Here is a 23041-nt window from a genome sequence, read left to right on the forward strand (position 1 = left end):
GAAAGAGAGCGGTAAGCTTCGGAAAACCTGATCTATTCTATATAAATAAACTCGAGTTTGTCTACAGCCTGAGTCATCAAATGATGACTGGTTTTATAATGCTTAAATATCCAAGAATAAGGGTAAATAGTGTATACTGAGTTCATATGTTATGGAGAAGGGGATATTCATGAATAAAAATTATCCAGACGACGGTTTAGCATTACATACTGATTTATATCAAATTAATATGGCCGAATCTTATTGGGCAGATAATATGCATGAAAGGAAAGCCGTGTTTGAACTATTCTTTCGGAAGCTACCATTTGGTAATGGGTATGCAATTTTTGCTGGATTAGAGAGATGTCTTGATTATTTGCGTGACTTTCATTTTACCGAAAGTGATTTAGCTTATTTAAAAGATGAACTTGGATATAGAGATGATTTTATCGAATATTTACGTACGCTTCGATTTACGGGAGATGTATATTCAATGGTAGAAGGAGAACTTGTTTTTCCGAATGAGCCAATTATGCGCATAGAATCTTCTTTAGCAGAGGCACAGCTAGTGGAAACTGCCCTGTTGAATATTGTTAATTACCAAACGTTAATTGCAACAAAAGGATCACGAATCAAACAAGTGGTAAAAGATGAACTCGCAATGGAATTTGGTTCTAGAAGAGCACAAGAAATGGATGCTGCAATTTGGGGAACTCGTGCTGCTTATATAGGCGGAATTGAGTCGACCAGTAATGTTCGTGCGGGAAAAATGTTCGGTATTCCTGTCTCTGGCACACACGCTCATTCTCTCGTGCAAGCTTATAAAAGTGAATATGAAGCTTTTCATTCATATGCAAAACGCCATAAAGATTGTGTTTTCTTAGTGGACACTTATAATACACTGAAAACCGGTGTTCCTACTGCCATAAAAGTAGCAAAAGAGCTTGGGGATAAAATTAATTTTATCGGGATTCGTCTAGATTCTGGGGATATCTCCTTCCTTTCAAAAGAAGCTAGGAAAATGCTCGATCAAGCTGGATTTACAGATACTAAAATTATTGTATCTAATGATTTAGATGAATATACAATTTTAAATTTAAAAGCACAAGGCGCAAAAGTGGATAGCTGGGGTATTGGGACGAAACTAATCACAGCATATGATCAGCCTGCGTTAGGAGCTGTTTATAAAATCGTATCTATTGAAGATGAAGATGGAGTCATGCAAGATACGATAAAAATTTCCTCTACTACAGAAAAAGTAACAACTCCAGGTCAAAAGAAGCTATATCGAATTATTGATAAAGAAAATGGTAAAGCAGAAGGCGATTATATTGCAATGCATGATGAGGACCCGACACATGAGAAACGTTTAAAGATGTTCCACCCGGTTCACACATTTGTATCAAAGTTTGTAACAAACTTTGAAGCAAAGGATTTACATGTAAAAGTAATTGAAAATGGCCAAGTAATTTATGACATTCCTGAGTTGAATGATGTGCGCAAATACGCACATGAGAATTTGGATTTGCTATGGGATGAGTATAAACGTTCTCTAAACCCTGAGGAATACCCAGTGGATTTAAGTCAGAAGTGCTGGGATAATAAAATGCGTAATATTCAAGAAGTTAAAGAAATGGAACATAATTTTATTTTGCAAAATGGAGGTTGATTTAAAATGACTACAATGCAACATGAGATTATTGAAGCTTTAAAGGTTAAGACGAGCATTAATGTAGAAGAGGAAATTCGAACAAGTATTGATTTTATGAAAGATTATTTAAAGAAGCATCCGTTTTTAAAAAGTATGGTATTAGGTATTTCAGGAGGACAAGATTCTACACTAGTCGGAAAGCTTGCACAGCTTGCGGTCAATGAGTTGAACGAAGAAGCGGGAGAAGTTAAATATTCTTTTATCGCTGTTAGTTTGCCATTTGGTGTGCAGTTTGATGAAGCAGAGCGTCAAGATGCACTAGACTTTATTCAACCATCTAAGCGCATCACAATAAATATTAAAGACGCCGTAGAAGCAAGTGCACGTGCGCTTGCAGAAGCGGGAGTAACCCTTTCAGATTTCGCGAAGGGGAATGAAAAAGCAAGAGAACGAATGAAAGCACAATATTCAATTGCTGCAATGTACAGTGGTATTGTGTTAGGTACAGACCATGCAGCAGAGGCGGTCACTGGTTTTTATACAAAATATGGTGACGGTGGGGTAGATTTAACACCTATTTTCCGTTTGAATAAAAGACAAGGAAGACAACTGCTGAAACAATTAGGCTGTCCTGAACATTTATATTTAAAAGTGCCGACAGCTGACTTAGAAGAAAATAGACCCGCTATTCCTGATGAAGTCGCTTTAGGAGTTTCTTATGAAGAAATCGATGATTATTTAGAGGGTAAAGAAGTATCAAAAGAAGCATCAGATGTTATTGAAGGTTATTATAAGCGTTCTATGCATAAACGATATATGCCAATTACTGTTTTTGATGATTTCTGGAAATAATTACAAGAAGCCGAGCTACTCTGAGGAGACAGTTCGGCTTTTTGTATTTTCCGTTTCTATTTGTATTATTTTGTAATTTTAGGTATGCTAATTATATATTTTATTAATTTTCGAACTAATCTATCAATAGAAGACTCTGGGGGAAATCAGATGAATGATCAATTGCAGATTCAAGATATTATTATAAATATAGAAAAGGTTATGATTGGGAAAAAGAATATTGCAGAATTAGCTGTAGTTGCTTTACTGGCAGATGGACATGTCTTACTGGAAGATGTGCCTGGGGTAGGGAAAACGATGATGGTGCGAGCACTTGCAAAATCAATTGGTGCTGATTTTAAACGAATCCAATTTACACCGGATCTCTTGCCCTCAGATGTTGTTGGAGTGTCTATATATAATCCAAAGGAAATGGAATTCGAATTTAGACCAGGTCCAATATTAGGGAATATCGTGTTGGCAGATGAAATAAATAGAACTTCCCCAAAAACTCAGTCTGCACTTCTTGAAGGAATGGAGGAAGCTTCTGTTACGATTGATGGAATTACAATGCCGATACCGAAACCATTTTTCGTAATGGCAACGCAAAATCCAATTGAGCATGAAGGTACTTATCCACTTCCAGAAGCACAGTTAGATCGCTTTCTTATGAAGTTGAAGATGGGCTATCCACATCCAAGTGAAGAAATAGAAGTATTAAATAGATTAGAGAAAAGAATGCCCATTGATGAGCTAAATTCTGTTGTATCTTTGGATGAATTGATTGGTCTTCAAAAGAAGGTGAAAAACGTCAAAGTGGATGACACGATGAAGGGGTACATTGTTGATTTGGCTAGTCGAACGAGAGAGGATACATATATTTATCTTGGTGTCAGTCCAAGGGGTTCTATTGCTTTAATGAGAGCATCTCAAGCTTTTGCGATGCTTAAAGGGAGAGATTACGTTATTCCAGATGATATACAATATTTAGCTCCCTTTGTATTTTGTCACCGTATCATATTAAGACCTGAAGCTCGTTATGATGGTATTTCTACAGAAGAGGTACTTTCTCGTATTATTAAAAAAACTCCAGTACCTATTAAGAGGAAAGTAAGTCAATGATGAGAGGCTTAAGGCAACTAAAGAAGCTAAAAGGTGTTATTAGTATATTCATCCTTCTAGTTGCTAGTTTTGTTTACGCTATGTTCCAAGGAGGATTTGTTAGTTGGTTCCTTTTTTATCTAGTCATACCTCTATCTATCTACTCTTTGCTTTTATTTATTTATCCAATTTCTAAAATAAAAGTAGAAAGAAAGATTGAAACAAGAGAGATATATAGTGGTGGGAAGTTCTCTGCCACGATTCTGGTTAAAAGAAGCAATCGTTTTCCACTAATGTACACATCGTTTGAGGAAAAGGTTAGTGACAGTTTGCAACAGTCAACATCTTGGAAGCAAATCACATTTTGGGGAATGAAAAAAGAATATAAGTGGACGTATGAAATAGAACAAATACCGAGAGGCGAGCATGAACTTGAAGGAGTAATCATTCGGGTAAGTGATTTATTTGGTTGGGAAAAGAAAGAGGTTTTTATTCCTAATAAGAAAACAATTTTAGTTTTTCCTAACTTAACGGATATGGTGTATATTCCTATAGAATCGAGATATGATCAAGGAGCGGCAGCGTCGAGAATTCAAACAATGAAAGATACTTCTATGGCTACTGGGGTGCGGTCGTATCAGCCTGGAGATCGTGTTTCATGGATTCATTGGAAATCGTTTGCTCGAACACAAACTTTAAAGACGAAAGAATTTGAGGATCGGCAATCGCAGGATTTGTTTGTACTAATGGATCGAAGCCCCTCTGTATTATTTGAAGATATTGTAGATTTGACAGCATCTATCATGCAAGCGATTGTTCGAAGTCAGGCATCTAGTGCGTTCCTTTCAATTGGGGACTCTCGATTTTATGTTCCTACCGTTCAAGGTGAGGAGCAGCTTCATAGGGTGCTGTATCATCTGACGAAGGTTCAAGCTGACTTGAAGAAGCCAATAGAGCAAATGATCTTAAATGATTTATCAATTGGACAAGCAACTTCTCTTTTATATATAACGAGCAATCTGACATATGAATGGATAGATAGTATTCAAAAAACAGCAAGTAATTTACGCGTTTGTACTTGCTTTCTAGTAAAAGATAAAGAGCTTAAGTTAAAACGAGAAGAGAGTTCATTGCATCAATACGCTGCTAGCAGGGGAATTGCCGTTCAAGTTATTACAAAGGATCGATTTGCACAAGCGTTTTTGGAGGTGAATCGTTCATGAATGAAAGACCACAAACTTCATTTTTATCCTTTGTTATTTACTTTTTTGTATTCATACTACTAGTTGAATGGCTGAAACCAGTAATAGAGTTAACTGATACGGATCATTTGAAATTGTTTAGTGTATTTTTAGCTATATCTTTTTTATTTTACTTCGTGAAATTAAATTGGAAATTTACCATTCCGATTAAAATACTATTTATTAGTTGGGTGCTTGTTGCTATTCATACGGACCTATCCTTTTTCTCTAGCGATTCGATGTCTTACTTAGTTAATACTTTACAGGAAAATGTGAAGTTCTTAATCTTTCAGCAATGGCAGGAAGTGACGGACTCTTTCCGTACGTTATTATTTTTTATCCTTTTGTGGATGACAACCTATTTATTGAATTATTGGATTCGTGTAAGGAAAAATATACTGTTATTTTTTGTATTAACGGTATTATTTATTACTATTCTTGATACGTTTACACCATATAACGGTGAAAAAGGTATTATTGTTGTATTAATAAGTGGATTCATTATTAGTGGCTTGTTATATGCTCAAAAAGTGATGACTGAAAATAAAGTACAAGCCTCAAGTAAATTTCTCTTTTCCATAATAGTTTCTCTTTTTGGATTAATGGCAATTAGTGGAGTCATTGCATATGTTTTGCCAAAAGCTGGACCAAGTTGGCCAGACCCAGTACCATTTTTAACTTCATCTAATCCTTTGGCAGAAGGAGAGGGGAGTGGAAAAGGGGGGAGTGTTACCCGAAAAGTAGGTTATGGTGAAAACGATGAAAAGTTAGGCGGAGCTTTTCTAAGTGATGATACTCCAGTGTTTAGTGCTACTGTTCCAAGAAAACAGTATTGGAAAATTGAAACGAAGGATACGTATACTTCTAAAGGTTGGATACAATCAGAGGGCGAACCTCAGATTACTAGTTATGAGGTAGGTACACCAGTCATTTTGGATATTCCACCTGGAGTCGAGGAAAACAACTCATCCGCTAGACTTGAAATGAACCCGACATTTAATTTTGAATTTATCATGCAACCCTATGGATTAACGAATGTAAACGCAGATGAACCCGTCACGCTTTCTCTCGATGGAGCCAACCAAAAAATAACAAGCTATAGCAACGGAAATTTAGCTCCTCTTGTTCGTTATGACCTTTCATATAGTGAACCTGTTTATAGCTTGAAGGCTCTTCGAGGACAGACGGAGGAAAGCTTAAATGGCTTAACAAGTGATTTTGAACGATATTTGCAACTACCAGATACGCTTCCTTCTAGAGTTAGAGATTTGGCTGTTTCTATAACAGAAAACAATAACAGCTTATACGACAAAGCTAAATCCATTGAACGATATTTTAGTAGAAATGATTTTCGATACGATCAGATGCTAGCAGCAATTCCTACGGGAGATACAGATTATGTAGATCAGTTTTTATTTGAAACAAAGATAGGGTATTGTGATAATTTTTCTACATCGATGGTCGTAATGTTAAGGTCACTTGGTATACCTGCAAGATGGGTTAAAGGTTTTACTGCTGGTGAAATTATTGGTAATAATAATGGTGTACCAGTGTATGAAATAACAAATAACAATGCACATTCCTGGGTTGAAGCGTATTTTCCAGAGGTAGGTTGGATGCTTTTTGAACCGACTATCGGCTTTTCGAATAGTCCTGATATAGATTATGATTTGGATATTAGTACTAGTGAAGAAGACACACCAGTTCCTCCTTCAGAACAAAAGCCCGAACAGGAAGAGAATGAAAAGGAAAAGAAAGAAGTTTCCAAAGGCTTTACGGAATTGATGCAAGATGGAATGAAATGGATTTCTGAAAGAAAGGCGCTTATTTTCTGGTCATTGCTAGGGTTATTAATTTTGAGTTTACTAGCATATCAGTACAGAAGAAAATGGATTTCCAAAGTGCTCATACCTGTTTATCGTATACGAAAGAATGATTGGGATACATTCGAAAAAATGTACCATCAATTACTGAAACAACTCAGTTCTTATGGACTCGATAAAGACCAAGGGCAAACGCTGACCGATTATGCTAAGAAGATCGATACATACTTCGGAGGTAGTCATATGAAGAGGCTAACCCAAACGTATGAAAGAGGTTTTTATGGGGATAATCGTAATGAAATCGATTATACTTTAATGAGAGAAAGTTGGGAAAATTTAATCAATCAGTTAAGCGGTTGATTTTAGGCTCTACAACCTGTAAACTGAAGTCAAATTAAATTGACCAAGTTGCCCTCGTATATGTCCGATAATATGGTTCGGATGTCTCTACCAAGTTACCGATAATAACTTGACTATGAAGGTGAATGCAGTCATGTCTTTTTGAGACATGTGCATTCACCTTTTTGATGTAGAGAACATAAACGCGTAGAAAGAGGAAGTGCTTTCTTACGCGTTTTTTTATCTTATCCAATACAGTGTAGAATAAACGAAGAGCAATTTTGGAATACTTAAAAGAAGAGGTGGATGCCAATGTCTTCAACTCCATTGTTGAAAGAACAAGAAAAAATTGTCGTGCTAGATTTCGGTAGTCAATATAATCAATTAATCACGCGTCGTATTCGTGAATTTGGAGTGTATAGTGAGTTGCACCCACACACAGTTACTGCAGAAGATTTAAAGAAAATGAATGCAACAGGGATCATTTTCTCTGGTGGTCCCAATTCTGTTTATGATGATAATGCATTTCATATTGACCCAGCGATCTATGAAATTGGGGTTCCAATTTTAGGTATTTGTTACGGAATGCAATTAATGTCTCAACATTTCGGTGGGAAAGTAGAAAAAGCTTCTCATCGTGAATACGGTAGAGCAGAGATTAATGTGAAAAATGCTACTGCATTATTTGGACAACTTCCTGCAAACCAAGTTGTTTGGATGAGCCATGGTGACCACGTAACTGTTGCACCGGAAGGCTTTGAAGTAATAGCAACTAGCCCAGCGTGTGAAGTAGCTGCAATGGCGAATGAAGAGAAAAAATTATACGCTGTTCAGTTCCACCCTGAAGTAAGACATTCTATTTATGGTATTGAATTACTTCGTCAATTCGTATTTGATGTTTGTCACGCAACAGGTGATTGGTCGATGGAAAGCTTTATCGAAATGGAAATCGAAAAAATTCGTCAAGAAGTAGGCGACAAAAAAGTTCTATGTGCCCTTAGTGGTGGAGTAGATTCTTCTGTAGTTGCTGTTTTGATCCATAAAGCTATTGGTGATCAATTGACTTGTATGTTCGTGGATCATAACCTTCTTCGTAAAGATGAAGCAGAGGGTGTTATGAAAACCTTCTCTGAAGGCTTCCATATGAATGTTATTAAAATTGATGCTCGCGAACGTTTCATGAGCAAGCTTGCTGGCGTTTCAGATCCTGAGAAGAAACGTAAAATTATCGGTAATGAATTTATCTATGTATTTGATGACGAGGCTTCTAAGTTAAAAGGAATGGATTTCCTTGCGCAAGGAACGTTATATACAGATATTATCGAAAGTGGAACAGCTACTGCACAAACTATCAAGTCTCACCACAATGTAGGTGGGCTTCCTGAAGATATGCAGTTCAAACTGATCGAGCCTTTAAAAACATTATTTAAAGATGAAGTACGTGCACTTGGTACTGAGCTTGGTTTACCAGATGAAATCGTTTGGCGTCAACCATTCCCAGGTCCAGGTTTAGCAATACGCGTACTTGGAGAAGTAACAGAAGAGAAATTAGAAATCGTTCGTGAATCAGATGCAATTCTTCGTGAGGAAATTGCAAAAGCTGGTTTAGAACGTGATATCTGGCAATACTTTACCGTGCTACCTGATATCCGCAGTGTTGGGGTAATGGGTGATGCACGTACGTACGACTACGCAATCGGTATCCGTGCAGTAACTTCTATTGACGGAATGACTTCTGACTGGGCACGTATCCCATGGGACGTATTAGAAAAAATAAGTGTACGTTTGGTTAATGAAGTACCACATATCAACCGCGTACTTTATGATGTTACGAGCAAGCCACCAGCAACGATTGAGTGGGAATAGGATTGCGGAGTATTATAGCTTGAACAAGTTATAAACACAGTCGTACCAATGTCTAATGCATTTTGTTAAGCACTGATTTAGTGATTAACGTGCAACTATTTATATGTCAAAATTAAATCCTCTTTTAGTTATTTATAACAAGTAACTAGAAGGGGGTTTTTTATTTTGGTTAAAATTAGTGATTTAATTGATGACTTTAAAATGAATCAACAAATTCAAGGTCGTAAAGATAAGTATAATGAAAACCATTTGGCTATGAATTATTTTACTAAGTTTTTACTGATATATGCAAGGTTAGGCAGTACACTAATAAAGTAAAAAGGTTTACTTCAGTAAAATAAGGTATATTATATTTGTTAAATTGATTCTCTTTAAAGACAAGAAAAGTAGGTGAACAAAGTGGGGAAATATCAATTGGATACCAAAGGTCAGGTGGCTGTGGCAAAGTATCATGAAAAACACAAGCCTGCCAAATATGATAAAAAGCAACAACTTGAAAAAATACGTGCGGAGTATTTGAAAAAAAAAGCAAAAACAAACAGATAAATAATATGAATGAAAACATAGGAAGACTAAAATCTCCCTATGTTTTTCTTATTCGAAGTTCTTTTTTTCAATTGATGATAGAGTTTATTATTCTCCTAAATTTCAGATTCGGTGACAAAAAACTCGTCATCAGATATCCATTCCTCACTAATTGATTTTGACATTGAAACGACATAGCTATTATTCAAAATAATAACGTTGTAAACAGGGGGTTCACCAGCTACAATTGAGGACAAGAATTACATCATTTGAACAAATTTTTCTGTTTTGATAAAAAGCGTAAAATCCTTATATATCAGTGGTTGGCGATCGTACTTTATGATGTTACGAGCTAGCCACCAGCTACGATTGAGTGGGAATAGTAAAGAAAAGCCTAAAATCCAATGAGTGGATTTTAGGCTTTTTTTAGTCTTGAGAAGAAACCGATAAATAGATGCTAATTGTTCCGTCTGTCTTATACCATTCAAAATCAGTCTGGTATGTTCTTGGGACATCACTATGCCAAATTTCTTTCCATGCCATGCCAACGCTATGTGGATCGTTTTTTTCTACTTTCCAAACAAAATATTTTCCTTTTGGAATAGTGACACTTGATTTTCCGGTTGAATTTTCAGTTCCAATAATAAAATCAAAATTCCCAGTGTAATCACTGTCGTAATTAGTATAAACTGCAAAAATGTCCTCTTCCACTGTATGTTGTTTCAAAAATTCTCCCCATTGATTAGCAAAAACATCACTATTATTATTGTTCGTTCTCACTTTGTTACCTTGAATCACTATAGAAGAAATATTTACTCTCATTTTACATCTCCACCTTTCATTTGAAAATGTATCATGGAATGTATGACAACTGATTGTCATCATTTATCTTTTTATAAATTTTATTTAGTTCGCGGTAATAGGAAATTTTTAAAGCCTCTGGTTTTACAACATCAACAGAGGAGCTGAACATCAATAGAAAAGGTAATAGATTTTGATTATTATCATATGTAAAAGTGACAGTAATATCATTGTGGTTTATTTTTATTTCATCTTCTAAGAAAAAATCGTAGAGCTTGCCTAATTGGTTTTTGGAAAAAATCAGTTCAACTTCCTCGTAAGATTTTGTTGAGACAGTTTCACTTTCTATTGTTTTAATACATTCTTCTTCTAATTCTTTGTACTCTCTAATTCGAGTAAGCTTAAATAATCTTTTATCCTGTCTCTTATCACAATAAGCCTCCATAAACCAACTTCCGTCTTTTAGTTGTAAATTAGACGGGGAAACGATTCTATTAGTATTCTCTCCGCTCATAGACGTATATTTTATTTTCAATTTTTTCTTATGCGTGATTGCTTTACGAATGGCTTTTATTTTATCTTTTATTTCTTCTTCTATTTCTTTTCTGTGAAGAGTAGGTGAGTAGTAAGAAAAGTTTTCAAACGCATCAGCAATGCCCTGTAAATTTTCCAACTTTTCTATGAGAATTTGGTTATCTTCTTGCAACATATTTTGATGAATATTTAATGCATCAATTAGTTTTTGTTTTTCAACATCAGTGAATAAGTGTTTGTCCATTTTATAGGAAGGCATCAAACCAACTCCTCCGTTTCTACCATGAATGGAGGTAATGGGTAGACCAGACATTGATAATGACTCCAAATCTCGATAAATTGTTCGCTTACTGACTTCAAATTTTTTGGCCAGTTCTTCCGCTGAAATTTTATCTATATTTAATAAAAGTACTAAAATCGAAAATAATCTTTCTGTCTTCATTATGATTTCCCCCATATACTATTTCACTTCTAATCAGGATTTTATCTAACTTAATATTACTATGAGATTCTGGGAAGTTGATAACTTATTGTATTAAGTAAAATTTTCAGAATAACGAACTATAAGTGAAGATATTTAAAAAACGTTCGGATTTGGTATTGATTTTTACATTTAATAGTGTTATATTACTATCATAATTTGAATATGTCGTCGTATAACGTTGGGAATAAGGCCCAAAAGTCTCTACCGAATCACCGTAAATGATTCGACTACGATTAGTTTGAAAGTGTAAAACTTTCACTGATTAAGGACTTTAAAGCATACGACCGTTAATAGGTCATATGCTTTTTTTCGTTATCAAGACAAAAAAATGGAGGATCTCATGAAAAAGTATTTTCGATTTGAAGAACTAGGGACAAACTATCGCAACGAGATTATTGGTGGTTTAACAACATTTCTAGCAATGGCGTATATCCTAGTAGTAAACCCGATGACTCTATCACTTGAGACTGTAGAAGGTTTACCAGATTTTATGTATATGGATAAAGGTTCGGTATTTACAGCAACAGCTATTGCGGCTGCAATCGGATCAATCCTGATGGGTGTATTAGCAAAATATCCAATTGCCCTAGCACCAGGAATGGGACTAAATGCATTCTTCGCATATACAGTTGTATTAGAATTCGGAATTCCATGGCAAGTAGCGTTAACCGGAGTTTTTGTAGCAGGTGTTATTTTTATTCTTTTATCATTATCCGGTATTCGTGAAACAATTATTAATGCAATCCCAGCTGAATTGAAATTTGCAGTAGGCGCGGGAATTGGTTTATTTATTACATTTGTTGGTTTGCAAAACTCAAAAATTATCGTAAGTAATCCAAACGTAATTGTTGGTTTAGGAGATTTAACAGATCCAAACGTCCTTCTAACAATATTCGGTTTAATCATTACAGTTATCATGATGGTTAAAGGTATTAAAGGCGGAATTTTCTATGGTATGTTGATCACTGCTATAGTAGGGATGATCTTTAGCTTAGTACCGATTCCAAAAGCAATTATAGGACATGTACCAAGTATGGCTCCAACTTTTGGAGCAGCGCTTGATCCAATATTCAATGATCCATCGTCTCTATTAACAGCTCAATTTTTAATCGTAGTTCTAACATTTTTATTTGTTAACTTTTTTGATACAGCAGGAACATTAATTTCTGTAGCAAACCAAGCAGGTTTAATGAAAGAAGGAAAGCTACCACGTGCAGGTAAAGCACTTCTTGCAGATGCAATTGCAACAACAGCAGGTGCAGTAGCTGGTACTTCAACAACCACATCTTATGTAGAATCTACTGCAGGTGTTGCGGCAGGTGCACGCTCAGGTTTTGCAGCAGTAGTAACTGGAGTTCTTCTGTTATTATCTTTATTCTTCTTTCCATTATTAAGTGTTGTTACTTCTTATGTAACAGCACCAGCGTTAATAGTAGTAGGGGTATTAATGGTATCTTCCTTAGGAAATATCGAATGGACTAAATTTGAAGTTGCAGTTCCGGCGTTCTTCGTTATTATTGCAATGCCGTTAACATACTCTATTGCAACTGGTATAGCAATTGGATTCTTGTTTTATCCAATCACAATGATCATTGCAGGACGAATAAAAGAAGTGCACCCAATTATGTATGGACTATGGGTGGTATTCCTCGGTTATTTTATATTCTTATAATCAATCATCGAAATGAGAGAGACCTTGCGTCTCTCTTTTTTGTTTTTTTATTAAGTATTTTCTTGTAAAAAAGTATAAAAGAAATAGAAGGAAATGAATAAATATGTTGAATCTAATGCTCTCGACCTTTGTGAATAAAGGGATTTTCAAGATATGACACTTTTTTATAATTATAGTTGAATATTTCTGAATAAAATGTTATTATGTTTTTACATCTTTTTATGTTTTTTACTGTTGACGAGGCATATAAAAGGGTGTTAAGATACAAAGGTCGCCAAAACAAAACGGCAACATAAACAACATGAACATTGAAAACTGAACATGCAAAACGTTAAGACATATAGCTTGATAGACTAGCTTTGGTTAGTCGGATAGCAAACAATTTTGACATCATTTAATGATGATGCCAGCAAAACAAAATGAGCTTTTTAAGTTCTCTATTATGGAGAGTTTGATCCTGGCTCAGGACGAACGCTGGCGGCGTGCCTAATACATGCAAGTCGAGCGGATGATGAAGAAGCTTGCTTCTTCTGATTTAGCGGCGGACGGGTGAGTAACACGTGGGCAACCTGCCCTGTAGATTGGGATAACTCCGGGAAACCGGGGCTAATACCGAATAATCCATTCCTTCTCATGGAGGGATGTTAAAAGACGGTTTCGGCTGTCACTACAGGATGGGCCCGCGGCGCATTAGCTAGTTGGTGAGGTAACGGCTCACCAAGGCGACGATGCGTAGCCGACCTGAGAGGGTGATCGGCCACACTGGGACTGAGACACGGCCCAGACTCCTACGGGAGGCAGCAGTAGGGAATCTTCCACAATGGACGAAAGTCTGATGGAGCAACGCCGCGTGAGTGAAGAAGGTTTTCGGATCGTAAAACTCTGTTGTGAGGGAAGAACAAGTACGAGAGTAACTGCTCGTACCTTGACGGTACCTCATTAGAAAGCCACGGCTAACTACGTGCCAGCAGCCGCGGTAATACGTAGGTGGCAAGCGTTGTCCGGAATTATTGGGCGTAAAGCGCGCGCAGGCGGTCCTTTAAGTCTGATGTGAAAGCCCACGGCTCAACCGTGGAGGGTCATTGGAAACTGGGGGACTTGAGTGCAGAAGAGGAAAGTGGAATTCCAAGTGTAGCGGTGAAATGCGTAGAGATTTGGAGGAACACCAGTGGCGAAGGCGACTTTCTGGTCTGTAACTGACGCTGAGGCGCGAAAGCGTGGGGAGCAAACAGGATTAGATACCCTGGTAGTCCACGCCGTAAACGATGAGTGCTAAGTGTTAGGGGGTTTCCGCCCCTTAGTGCTGCAGCTAACGCATTAAGCACTCCGCCTGGGGAGTACGGTCGCAAGACTGAAACTCAAAGGAATTGACGGGGGCCCGCACAAGCGGTGGAGCATGTGGTTTAATTCGAAGCAACGCGAAGAACCTTACCAGGTCTTGACATCCCGCTGACCGTCCTAGAGATAGGATTTTCCCTTCGGGGACAGCGGTGACAGGTGGTGCATGGTTGTCGTCAGCTCGTGTCGTGAGATGTTGGGTTAAGTCCCGCAACGAGCGCAACCCTTGATCTTAGTTGCCAGCATTCAGTTGGGCACTCTAAGGTGACTGCCGGTGATAAACCGGAGGAAGGTGGGGATGACGTCAAATCATCATGCCCCTTATGACCTGGGCTACACACGTGCTACAATGGACGGTACAGAGGGTCGCAACCCCGCGAGGGTGAGCTAATCCCATAAAACCGTTCTCAGTTCGGATTGTAGGCTGCAACTCGCCTACATGAAGCCGGAATCGCTAGTAATCGTGGATCAGCATGCCACGGTGAATACGTTCCCGGGCCTTGTACACACCGCCCGTCACACCACGAGAGTTTGTAACACCCGAAGTCGGTGGGGTAACCCTTTTGGGAGCCAGCCGCCGAAGGTGGGACAGATGATTGGGGTGAAGTCGTAACAAGGTAGCCGTATCGGAAGGTGCGGCTGGATCACCTCCTTTCTAAGGATAAACACGGAATACAGATCTTTATCTGTAGCTTAACGTTTTGCAGTTCAGTTTTGAATGTTCATTCATTTGAGCATTTCAAACTTGTTCTTTGAAAACTGGATAAAACGACATTGAAAGCAACAAATTCAAGAAATTCAATTTGTAATCACATTCGTGATTATTTTTTGTGTAGTACTTTTAACTACTATATTTGAGGGTTTCAAGACACAAGCAGTTCGAGGAAGCGAGTGAGTGAACACCGGAACGTACTAACGTACGTGAGGATGTGAACGAGCGAAGCTGACGAAGAAATGCGCCGTGTATTGAAAGCCGAATTAGGTTAAGTTAATAAGGGCGCACGGTGAATGCCTTGGCACTAGGAGCCGAAGAAGGACGGCACTAACACCGATATGCTCCGGGGAGCTGTAAGTGAGCTTTGATCCGGAGATTTCCGAATGGGGAAACCCACTGTTCGTAATGGAGCAGTACATTTGCGTGAATACATAGCGCATCTGTGGCACACCCAGGGAACTGAAACATCTAAGTACCTGGAGGAAGAGAAAGAAAAATCGATTCCCTGAGTAGCGGCGAGCGAAACGGGAAGAGCCCAAACCAAGAGGCTTGCCTCTTGGGGTTGTAGGACACTCAGCATAGAGTTACAAAGGAACGAGTTAGACGAAGCGATCTGGAAAGGTCCGCAGGATAGGGTAAAAGCCCCGTAGTCAAAAATTCGTTCTCTCTTGAGTGGATCCTGAGTACGGCGGAACACGTGAAATTCCGTCGGAATCCGGGAGGACCATCTCCCAAGGCTAAATACTCCCTAGTGACCGATAGTGAACCAGTACCGTGAGGGAAAGGTGAAAAGCACCCCGGAAGGGGAGTGAAATAGACCCTGAAACCGTGTGCCTACAAATAGTCAGAGCCCGTTAATGGGTGATGGCGTGCCTTTTGTAGAATGAACCGGCGAGTTACGATTACATGCAAGGTTAAGTCGAGGAGACGGAGCCGCAGCGAAAGCGAGTCTGAATAGGGCGAATGAGTATGTGGTCGTAGACCCGAAACCAGGTGATCTACCCATGTCCAGGATGAAGGTAAGGTAACACTTACTGGAGGTCCGAACCCACGCACGTTGAAAAGTGCGGGGATGAGGTGTGGGTAGCGGAGAAATTCCAATCGAACCTGGAGATAGCTGGTTCTCTCCGAAATAGCTTTAGGGCTAGCCTCAAACGCGAGAATCTTGGAGGTAGAGCACTGTTTGGACTAGGGGCCCATCCCGGGTTACCGAATTCAGACAAACTCCGAATGCCAATGATTTATGTTTGGGAGTCAGACTGCGAGTGATAAGATCCGTAGTCAAGAGGGAAACAGCCCAGACCACCAGCTAAGGTCCCCAAGTATTTGTTAAGTGGAAAAGGATGTGGCGTTGCTTAGACAACCAGGATGTTGGCTTAGAAGCAGCCATCATTTAAAGAGTGCGTAATAGCTCACTGGTCGAGTGACGCTGCGCCGAAAATGTATCGGGGCTAAACAAATCACCGAAGCTGTGGATTGATACCTATGGTATCAGTGGTAGGAGAGCGTTCTAAGGGCGTTGAAGTCAGACCGGAAGGACTGGTGGAGCGCTTAGAAGTGAGAATGCCGGTATGAGTAGCGAAAGATGGGTGAGAATCCCATCCACCGTATGACTAAGGTTTCCTGAGGAAGGCTCGTCCGCTCAGGGTTAGTCGGGACCTAAGTCGAGGCCGATAGGCGTAGACGATGGACAACAGGTTGATATTCCTGTACCACCACCCCGCCGTTTGAGTGATGGGGGGACGCAGTAGGATAGGGTAAGCGTGCTGTTGGTTATGCACGTCCAAGCAGTGAGGTGTGAGTGTAGGCAAATCCGCACTCTGTAACATTGAGCTGTGATGGCGAGGACGAATGTCCGGAGTTCCTGATTTCACACTGCCAAGAAAAGCCTCTAACGAGGCGGGAGGTGCCCGTACCGCAAACCGACACAGGTAGTCGAGGAGAGAATCCTAAGGTGAGCGAGAGAACTCTCGTTAAGGAACTCGGCAAAATGACCCCGTAACTTCGGGAGAAGGGGTGCTCTTTTGGGTGCATAGCCCAGAAGAGCCGCAGTGAATAGGCCCAGGCGACTGTTTAGCAAAAACACAGGTCTCTGCAAAACCGTAAGGTGAAGTATAGGGGCTGACGCCTGCCCGGTGCTGGAAGGTTAAGAGGAGTGCTTAGCGCAAGCGAAGGTGCGAATTGAAGCCCCAGTAAACGGCGGCCGTAACTATAACGGTCCTAAGGTAGCGAAATTCCTTGTCGGGTAAGTTCCGACCCGCACGAAAGGCGTAACGATCTGGGCACTGTCTCAACGAGAGACTCGGTGAAATTATAGTACCTGTGAAGATGCAGGTTACCCGCGACAGGACGGAAAGACCCCGTGGAGCTTTACTGTAGCTTGATATTGAATTTTGGTGCAACTTGTACAGGATAGGTAGGAGCCTTAGAGCCCGGAGCGCCAGCTTCGGAGGAGGCGTCGGTGGGATACTACCCTGGTTGTATTGAAATTCTAACCCATACCCGTAACCCGGGTAGGAGACAGTGTCAGGCGGGCAGTTTGACTGGGGCGGTCGCCTCCTAAAGTGTAACGGAGGCGCCCAAAGGTTCCCTCAGAATGGTTGGAAATCATTCGAAGAGTGTAAAGGCAGAAGGGAGCTTGACTGCGAGACCTACAAGTCGAGCAGGGTCGAAAGACGGGCTTAGTGATCCGGTGGTTCCGCATGGAAGGGCCATCGCTCAACGGATAAAAGCTACCCCGGGGATAACAGGCTTATCTCCCCCAAGAGTCCACATCGACGGGGAGGTTTGGCACCTCGATGTCGGCTCATCGCATCCTGGGGCTGTAGTCGGTCCCAAGGGTTGGGCTGTTCGCCCATTAAAGCGGTACGCGAGCTGGGTTCAGAACGTCGTGAGACAGTTCGGTCCCTATCCGTCGTGGGCGTAGGAAATTTGAGAGGAGCTGTCCTTAGTACGAGAGGACCGGGATGGACACACCGCTGGTGTACCAGTTGTTCTGCCAAGAGCATCGCTGGGTAGCTATGTGTGGACGGGATAAGTGCTGAAAGCATCTAAGCACGAAGCCCCCCTCAAGATGAGATTTCCCATTACGCAAGTAAGTAAGATCCCTCAAAGACGATGAGGTAGATAGGTTCGGGGTGGAAGCGTGGCGACACGTGCAGCTGACGAATACTAATCGATCGAGGACTTAACCAAATATGAATTTGCGAGCACCAATGTCTTTTATCCAGTTTTGAGTGAACAAGCACTCTAATAAGAGGGTTTCTAGACACGAGTAATTCGAGGAAACGATTGAGAGAGAAAAGGAGCGTACTTAAGTACGTGACTGACCGAACGAAAGAAGTTGACGAAGAAGTACGATGTGTATGGAAAGCCGAAGAGTCTAGTGATGATGGCGAAGAGGTCACACCCGTTCCCATACCGAACACGGAAGTTAAGCTCTTCAGCGCCGATGGTAGTTGGGGGTCTCCCCCTGTGAGAGTAGGACGTCGCTGGGCAATTGAAAAGTCGTCACCGAGCAATCGGTGATGGCTTTTTTTGTTGTATTAGAAAAAAGGCCGAAGGCAAAGAATTGTAGATATACTTGCGAGAAAGTAGAGGAACAAAGAGTTCGAGGAAGCAAGGAAGAGAGTATCATAACGTAGGACAGAAGAAAAATGTGTCATCTCAGAGGAAGTGAACTCTTTATTGTGAGAAATGGTCGCTTTCGTATATTCTTAGTCGCTTATACGACTCATTTGGTTGCTTATAGGTTCGGAATGGTTGCTCTCCTAGACAAATTAGTCTCCCTTATCCATATTTAACAAGAGTAGTCTCGGTTTCAGCTAAAATGGTCTCGAATTAGAAAATTTGGTCTCGTTTGCAAGCGAACTAGTCGCTCTTTAAGTAAGATTAGTCTCGTTCTGCTATTAAATGGATAACCTTTCAATTTCAACAGTTGAAATAGGTATCAATAAATGAAACCATACTATACTAACTTCCTATTTATCACTCTTTGTATTTTAGTTGTACTTAATTATGGGTATATAAATAAGTAATAACTACAAATTACGAGAGGAGCTGGTGGAATGACTTCAACTGCAATTTCCATGGTGTTGATTATTTTTGCCATTAATATTGTTTATGTCACTTTATCTACTACACGTATGATACTTACGCTAAAGGGCTATCGATATGTTGCGGCGCTAATTAGTATAATAGAAGTGGTGGTATATATAGTAGGCCTTGGTCTCGTTTTGGATAATCTAAATGAGATTCATAATCTAATTGCGTATGCACTTGGATTTGGTACAGGAATAGTCGTTGGATCAAAACTTGAGGAGAAAATGTCATTAGGTTATATTATGGTAAATGCCATTTCTACTGAAAGTGAAAGCGAGATAAATCTATCGACACTTTTGAGAGAAGAAGGATATGGTGTAACTAGCTGGACTGCAAATGGACTAGAGGGTGCTAGACAAGCATTACAAATATTAACTCCAAGAAAAGACGAAGCGAAACTGTATAATCGCTTAAAAGAGATTGATCCAAAAATATTTATTATTGCATATGAGCCAAAAACTATTCATGGTGGGTTCTGGGTAAAACGAGTAAGGAGAGGAAAATTGTTTTCATGAAACAAGAGACAAAGTGGTTTGAAGTACAAGAAAACGAGAGTATTTCAGAATGTATGAGTAAAATGACTGCACAAGGTTTTCAAGTAGTTGGAAGAAGAGAAGAACCGCTATTTCAAGAAGTTAATGGACAACCGGTGCCAGTTAGACAAATCATTCAATTGAAAGGGATAAAAGAAGCTGAAAAATAACCAAAAGACGAACATTATAGTTTTCTGAAAATTAATTGTTCGTATTTAAGCGTTGACGTGAGTCGTTATAATTGTTAAACTATGAATAGAAATGGACGATTATCTCCCCATATATGCTAAAGAATTGGCTTTAGCGTCTCTACCAAGTCACCGTAAATGACAGGACTATGAGGGAAAGCGACTTTTGGATATTGCTTAAAGGATGTGTTTTCATATGTTCATAGAGACACAAATCCTGCAACCATATTCCTCAAGTAAACTGCTTTTCTTCTAAAGAAAGTAGTTTATTTGGGGAATTTTTTATTTTTAACTTCATTCAATTGTTAATTGAAGTTTTATAAGCAAGTTTTGGACGCAGATACGTCAAAAGCACTTTGATGGAGGGACGAGAATAATGAACGCAAAAATTGGTGTAATTATGGGTAGTTCTAGCGATTGGGAAACAATGAAATATAGTTGTGAAATATTAGAAGAACTTCATATACCTTATGAAAAACAAGTAGTATCTGCACATCGTACACCTGACTTAATGTTTGAATATGCTGAGCAAGCTAGAACACGTGGAATTCAGGTGATTATTGCGGGAGCTGGTGGTGCAGCTCATTTGCCGGGTATGGTTGCTGCTAAGACAACACTTCCGGTAATTGGTGTTCCAGTCCAATCTAGAGCACTAAATGGTCTAGATTCTCTATTATCAATTGTCCAAATGCCAGGTGGCGTACCTGTTGCTACAGTAGCAATCGGAAAAGCTGGTGCTACAAACGCAGGGTTACTTGCAGCACAAATACTTTCTATTACCGATTCGGAAGTAGAGCATAAACTCGAAAAAAGACGAGAAGATACGAAAAATAAAGTATTAGAAAGTAATGGTGAACTTCAATGACTAAAGTAATTTTTCCAGGGCAAACAATCGGTATTATCGGTGGTGGCCAACTTGGACGAATGATGGCATTAGCGGCGAAGGAAGCTGGATTTAAAATAGCAGTGCTAGAACCTACAATAGATTCACCTTGTGGCCAAGTTGCAGATATTCGTATAGTTGCTCCATATAATGACGAAGCTGCATTAGAAGAGCTAGCAGAAGTTAGTGACGTGATTACGTATGAATTTGAAAATATTGATTATGCAGGTTTAAAAAGATTAACTCAAATAGCATATGTGCCACAAGGAGCAGAATTAGTAAAGATCACACAAGATAGAATCCTTGAAAAAACGGAAATTCAGGCTTCAGGCGTGCCTATTGCGAAATTTGTCGAAGCAAATACTTTTGAACAGCTAGAACAGCGAATTGACGAAGTAGGCTTTCCATGTGTCGTTAAAACTGCTCGAGGTGGTTATGATGGGAAGGGGCAGCAAATCGTTCAATCAAAAGAAGAGCTGCATAATGCTAAGTCACTATTTGAACATTCTGCATGTATAGCAGAAGCATTTGTTTCATTTACAAAAGAAATTTCAGTTATTGTTCAAAGAAATGGTGCTGGTGAAACGTATTGCTTACCAATTGGTGAGAATATTCATGTCCATCATATTTTGCATGAAACGATTGTTCCTGCACGCATTGACAATTCACTTGCAAATAAAGCGGTTGAAGCTGCTCAAACAATCGCGAATCACTTAAATTTAGTTGGAACACTTGCAGTTGAAATGTTTGTTTTAGAAAATAATGAGATACTAATAAATGAATTAGCACCAAGACCACATAATTCTGGTCACTATTCGATTGAGGCATGTAATATCTCTCAGTTCCATCAGCATGTTAGAGCTGTTTGTGGATGGCCACTTCGTGAACCAAAGTTATGGACGGATACGGTAATGGTTAACATATTAGGACAGCATGTTATTCCTTTAACGAATTCTATTAGTAAGTACCCAAACTGGTCCGTTCATTTGTACGGAAAAAGTGAAGCTAAAACAAACCGTAAGATGGGTCATGTAACAATCCTTTCAACTAACATTGAACAGACTTTAGAGGAAATTGAACAATCGAATATTTGGTCATAAAACAGGAGGAAATTAAATGATAGAACGTTATACTCGCCCGGAAATGGGAGCAATTTGGACAGAAGAAAACAAATACAATGCATGGTTAGAAGTTGAAATTCTTGCGTGTGAAGCATGGGCTGAAATAGGTGATATTCCGAAAGAAGATGTTGTCGCACTACGCAAAAACGCATCTTTCGATGTAAACCGTATTTTAGAAATTGAGCAAGAAACAAGACATGACGTAGTAGCGTTTACCCGTGCAGTTTCTGAAACTTTAGGGGAAGAGCGTAAATGGGTACATTACGGACTAACTTCTACGGATGTAGTAGACACAGCTCTTTCTTATTTGATTAAACAAGCGAATGTTATTCTTCGTAAAGATATTCAAAATTTTATTGAAATCCTTGAAAATAAAGCAAAAGAACATAAATATACCGTAATGATGGGACGTACGCATGGAGTACATGCAGAACCAACAACTTTTGGACTTAAGTTAGCTCTTTGGCTAGAAGAGATGAGACGTAATTTAGAACGTTTTGAAGCAGCTGCAACAGTAATTGAAACTGGAAAAATGTCAGGTGCTGTAGGGACTTATGCTAATATTGATCCTTTTGTTGAAAAGTATGTATGTGACAAACTAGGTCTTGCAGCTTCACCAATCTCAACACAAACATTGCAACGTGATCGCCACGCACAATACATGAGTACTTTAGCTCTAATTGCAACTTCTATAGAAAAATTTGCTACAGAGATTCGTGGTCTTCAAAAATCGGAAACCCGTGAAGTAGAAGAATTTTTCTCGAAAGGTCAAAAAGGATCTTCTGCTATGCCACATAAACGTAATCCGATTGGCTCTGAAAATATGGTAGGTATGGCGCGATTAATTCGTGGATATATGATGACTGCCTATGAAAATGTTGCTTTATGGCATGAAAGAGATATCTCTCATTCATCTGCGGAACGTGTTATATTGCCAGATGCAACAATTGCACTTAACTATATGTTAAATCGATTCGGCAATATCGTGAAAAACTTAACAGTGTTCCCTGAAAACATGAAACGTAATATGGATTCCACTTTAGGATTAATTTATTCTCAACGAGTGCTACTTGCACTTATTGATAAAGGTTTAGCACGTGAAACAGCATATGATACTGTTCAACCATTAGCAATGAAAGCATGGGAATCTCAAACTGCCTTCCGTACATTTGTTGATACGGATGAAAAAATTACTTCTTTATTAACAAAAGAAGATTTAGATGACTGCTTTGATTACAACTACCATATCCAACATGTAGATTTAATTTTTAATCGTTTAGGTCTTAATTAATACAAAAGCGGACAATTTGGTACA

Annotated in this window: 16 protein-coding genes, 3 rRNA genes and 3 riboswitches; of the genes, 17 read left to right on the forward strand and 2 right to left on the reverse strand. The window is 39.3% G+C overall.

From position 1 onward, the window contains the following. The first annotated feature begins 169 nt into the window (after nucleotides 1-169). The 8 genes from AM499_RS20200 (at nucleotide 170) to AM499_RS21925 (ending at nucleotide 9377) form a co-directional block, all read left to right on the forward strand. A complete protein-coding gene (locus AM499_RS20200; protein ID WP_053591879.1) occupies nucleotides 170-1648 on the forward strand; it encodes a nicotinate phosphoribosyltransferase in 1479 nt (492 codons plus the stop codon). A gap of 6 nt (nucleotides 1649-1654) precedes the next feature. After that, a complete protein-coding gene (gene nadE / locus AM499_RS20205; protein WP_053591880.1) occupies nucleotides 1655-2482 on the forward strand; it encodes an NAD(+) synthase in 828 nt (275 codons plus the stop codon). A gap of 150 nt (nucleotides 2483-2632) precedes the next feature. Next, on the forward strand, nucleotides 2633-3583 hold the full coding sequence (locus tag AM499_RS20210; protein WP_053591881.1) for an AAA family ATPase: 951 nt from the start codon (nucleotides 2633-2635) through the stop codon (nucleotides 3581-3583). Next, the gene (locus AM499_RS20215; protein ID WP_331457272.1) at nucleotides 3580-4785 is read left to right on the forward strand and encodes a DUF58 domain-containing protein; all 1206 of its coding nucleotides are present in this window, start codon (nucleotides 3580-3582) and stop codon (nucleotides 4783-4785) included. The genes AM499_RS20210 and AM499_RS20215 overlap by 4 nt, the downstream gene beginning before the upstream one ends. Then, nucleotides 4782-6986, forward strand: a complete 2205-nt coding sequence (locus tag AM499_RS20220; RefSeq protein WP_053591882.1) for a DUF4129 domain-containing transglutaminase family protein — start codon at nucleotides 4782-4784, stop codon at nucleotides 6984-6986. Before AM499_RS20215 ends, AM499_RS20220 begins: the two co-directional genes overlap by 4 nt. Nucleotides 6987-7020: 34 nt before the next feature. Beyond that, a riboswitch (purine riboswitch) is annotated at nucleotides 7021-7122 on the forward strand. Nucleotides 7123-7277: 155 nt separating this feature from the next. After that, nucleotides 7278-8831 carry a glutamine-hydrolyzing GMP synthase gene (gene guaA, locus AM499_RS20225; protein WP_053591883.1) on the forward strand — a complete coding sequence of 518 codons (1554 nt, stop codon included), beginning with the start codon at nucleotides 7278-7280 and terminating at the stop codon, nucleotides 8829-8831. A 165-nt stretch (nucleotides 8832-8996) separates the two neighbouring features. Then, nucleotides 8997-9149, forward strand: a complete 153-nt coding sequence (locus AM499_RS21770) for a hypothetical protein (protein ID WP_156316838.1) — start codon at nucleotides 8997-8999, stop codon at nucleotides 9147-9149. A gap of 81 nt (nucleotides 9150-9230) precedes the next feature. Continuing rightward, nucleotides 9231-9377, forward strand: coding sequence for a hypothetical protein (locus tag AM499_RS21925; RefSeq protein ID WP_053591884.1), 147 nt, complete (start codon nucleotides 9231-9233; stop codon nucleotides 9375-9377). Between the two features lie 405 nt (nucleotides 9378-9782). Here the strand turns inward: AM499_RS21925 and AM499_RS20235 are convergent, their stop codons facing one another. Together AM499_RS20235 and AM499_RS20240 are read right to left on the reverse strand one after the other, a co-directional pair. Then, nucleotides 9783-10178, reverse strand: a complete 396-nt coding sequence (locus tag AM499_RS20235) for a GyrI-like domain-containing protein (RefSeq protein WP_053591885.1) — start codon at nucleotides 10176-10178, stop codon at nucleotides 9783-9785. 31 nt (nucleotides 10179-10209) lie between these two features. Continuing rightward, on the reverse strand, nucleotides 10210-11133 hold the full coding sequence (locus AM499_RS20240; RefSeq protein ID WP_053591886.1) for a helix-turn-helix transcriptional regulator: 924 nt from the start codon (nucleotides 11131-11133) through the stop codon (nucleotides 10210-10212). Nucleotides 11134-11323: 190 nt separating this feature from the next. Continuing rightward, nucleotides 11324-11425: riboswitch (purine riboswitch) on the forward strand. A 90-nt stretch (nucleotides 11426-11515) separates the two neighbouring features. Between AM499_RS20240 and AM499_RS20245 the strand changes: the two genes are divergently transcribed. The 9 genes from AM499_RS20245 (at nucleotide 11516) to purB (ending at nucleotide 23017) form a co-directional block, all read left to right on the forward strand. Then, on the forward strand, nucleotides 11516-12847 hold the full coding sequence (locus AM499_RS20245; protein WP_053591887.1) for an NCS2 family permease: 1332 nt from the start codon (nucleotides 11516-11518) through the stop codon (nucleotides 12845-12847). A gap of 439 nt (nucleotides 12848-13286) precedes the next feature. Next, nucleotides 13287-14840 (forward strand): 16S ribosomal RNA (locus tag AM499_RS20250). 326 nt (nucleotides 14841-15166) lie between these two features. Continuing rightward, nucleotides 15167-18095 (forward strand): 23S ribosomal RNA (locus tag AM499_RS20255). A 186-nt stretch (nucleotides 18096-18281) separates the two neighbouring features. Next, nucleotides 18282-18397, forward strand: a 5S ribosomal RNA gene (rrf, locus tag AM499_RS20260). Together the 16S, 23S and 5S rRNA genes form the textbook arrangement of a ribosomal RNA operon. A gap of 570 nt (nucleotides 18398-18967) precedes the next feature. Beyond that, entirely contained in the window at nucleotides 18968-19516 is a 549-nt protein-coding gene (locus AM499_RS20265) for a DUF2179 domain-containing protein (protein WP_053591888.1), read from the forward strand. Continuing rightward, nucleotides 19513-19704, forward strand: coding sequence for an NETI motif-containing protein (locus AM499_RS20270; protein ID WP_053591889.1), 192 nt, complete (start codon nucleotides 19513-19515; stop codon nucleotides 19702-19704). Before AM499_RS20265 ends, AM499_RS20270 begins: the two co-directional genes overlap by 4 nt. Before the next feature lie 87 nt (nucleotides 19705-19791). Continuing rightward, a riboswitch (purine riboswitch) is annotated at nucleotides 19792-19892 on the forward strand. A 206-nt stretch (nucleotides 19893-20098) separates the two neighbouring features. Further along, nucleotides 20099-20587, forward strand: a complete 489-nt coding sequence (gene purE / locus AM499_RS20275; protein WP_053591890.1) for a 5-(carboxyamino)imidazole ribonucleotide mutase — start codon at nucleotides 20099-20101, stop codon at nucleotides 20585-20587. Further along, entirely contained in the window at nucleotides 20584-21705 is a 1122-nt protein-coding gene (gene purK / locus AM499_RS20280) for a 5-(carboxyamino)imidazole ribonucleotide synthase (RefSeq protein ID WP_053591891.1), read from the forward strand. The genes purE and purK overlap by 4 nt, the downstream gene beginning before the upstream one ends. 16 nt (nucleotides 21706-21721) lie before the next feature. Further along, complete coding sequence (gene purB / locus AM499_RS20285; RefSeq protein ID WP_053591892.1) at nucleotides 21722-23017, forward strand: adenylosuccinate lyase; 1296 nt, start codon at nucleotides 21722-21724, stop codon at nucleotides 23015-23017. Nucleotides 23018-23041 lie beyond the last annotated feature (24 nt).

It is taken from the genome of Bacillus sp. FJAT-22090, assembly GCF_001278755.1.
Taxonomy (GTDB): Bacteria; Bacillota; Bacilli; order Bacillales_A; family Planococcaceae; genus Psychrobacillus.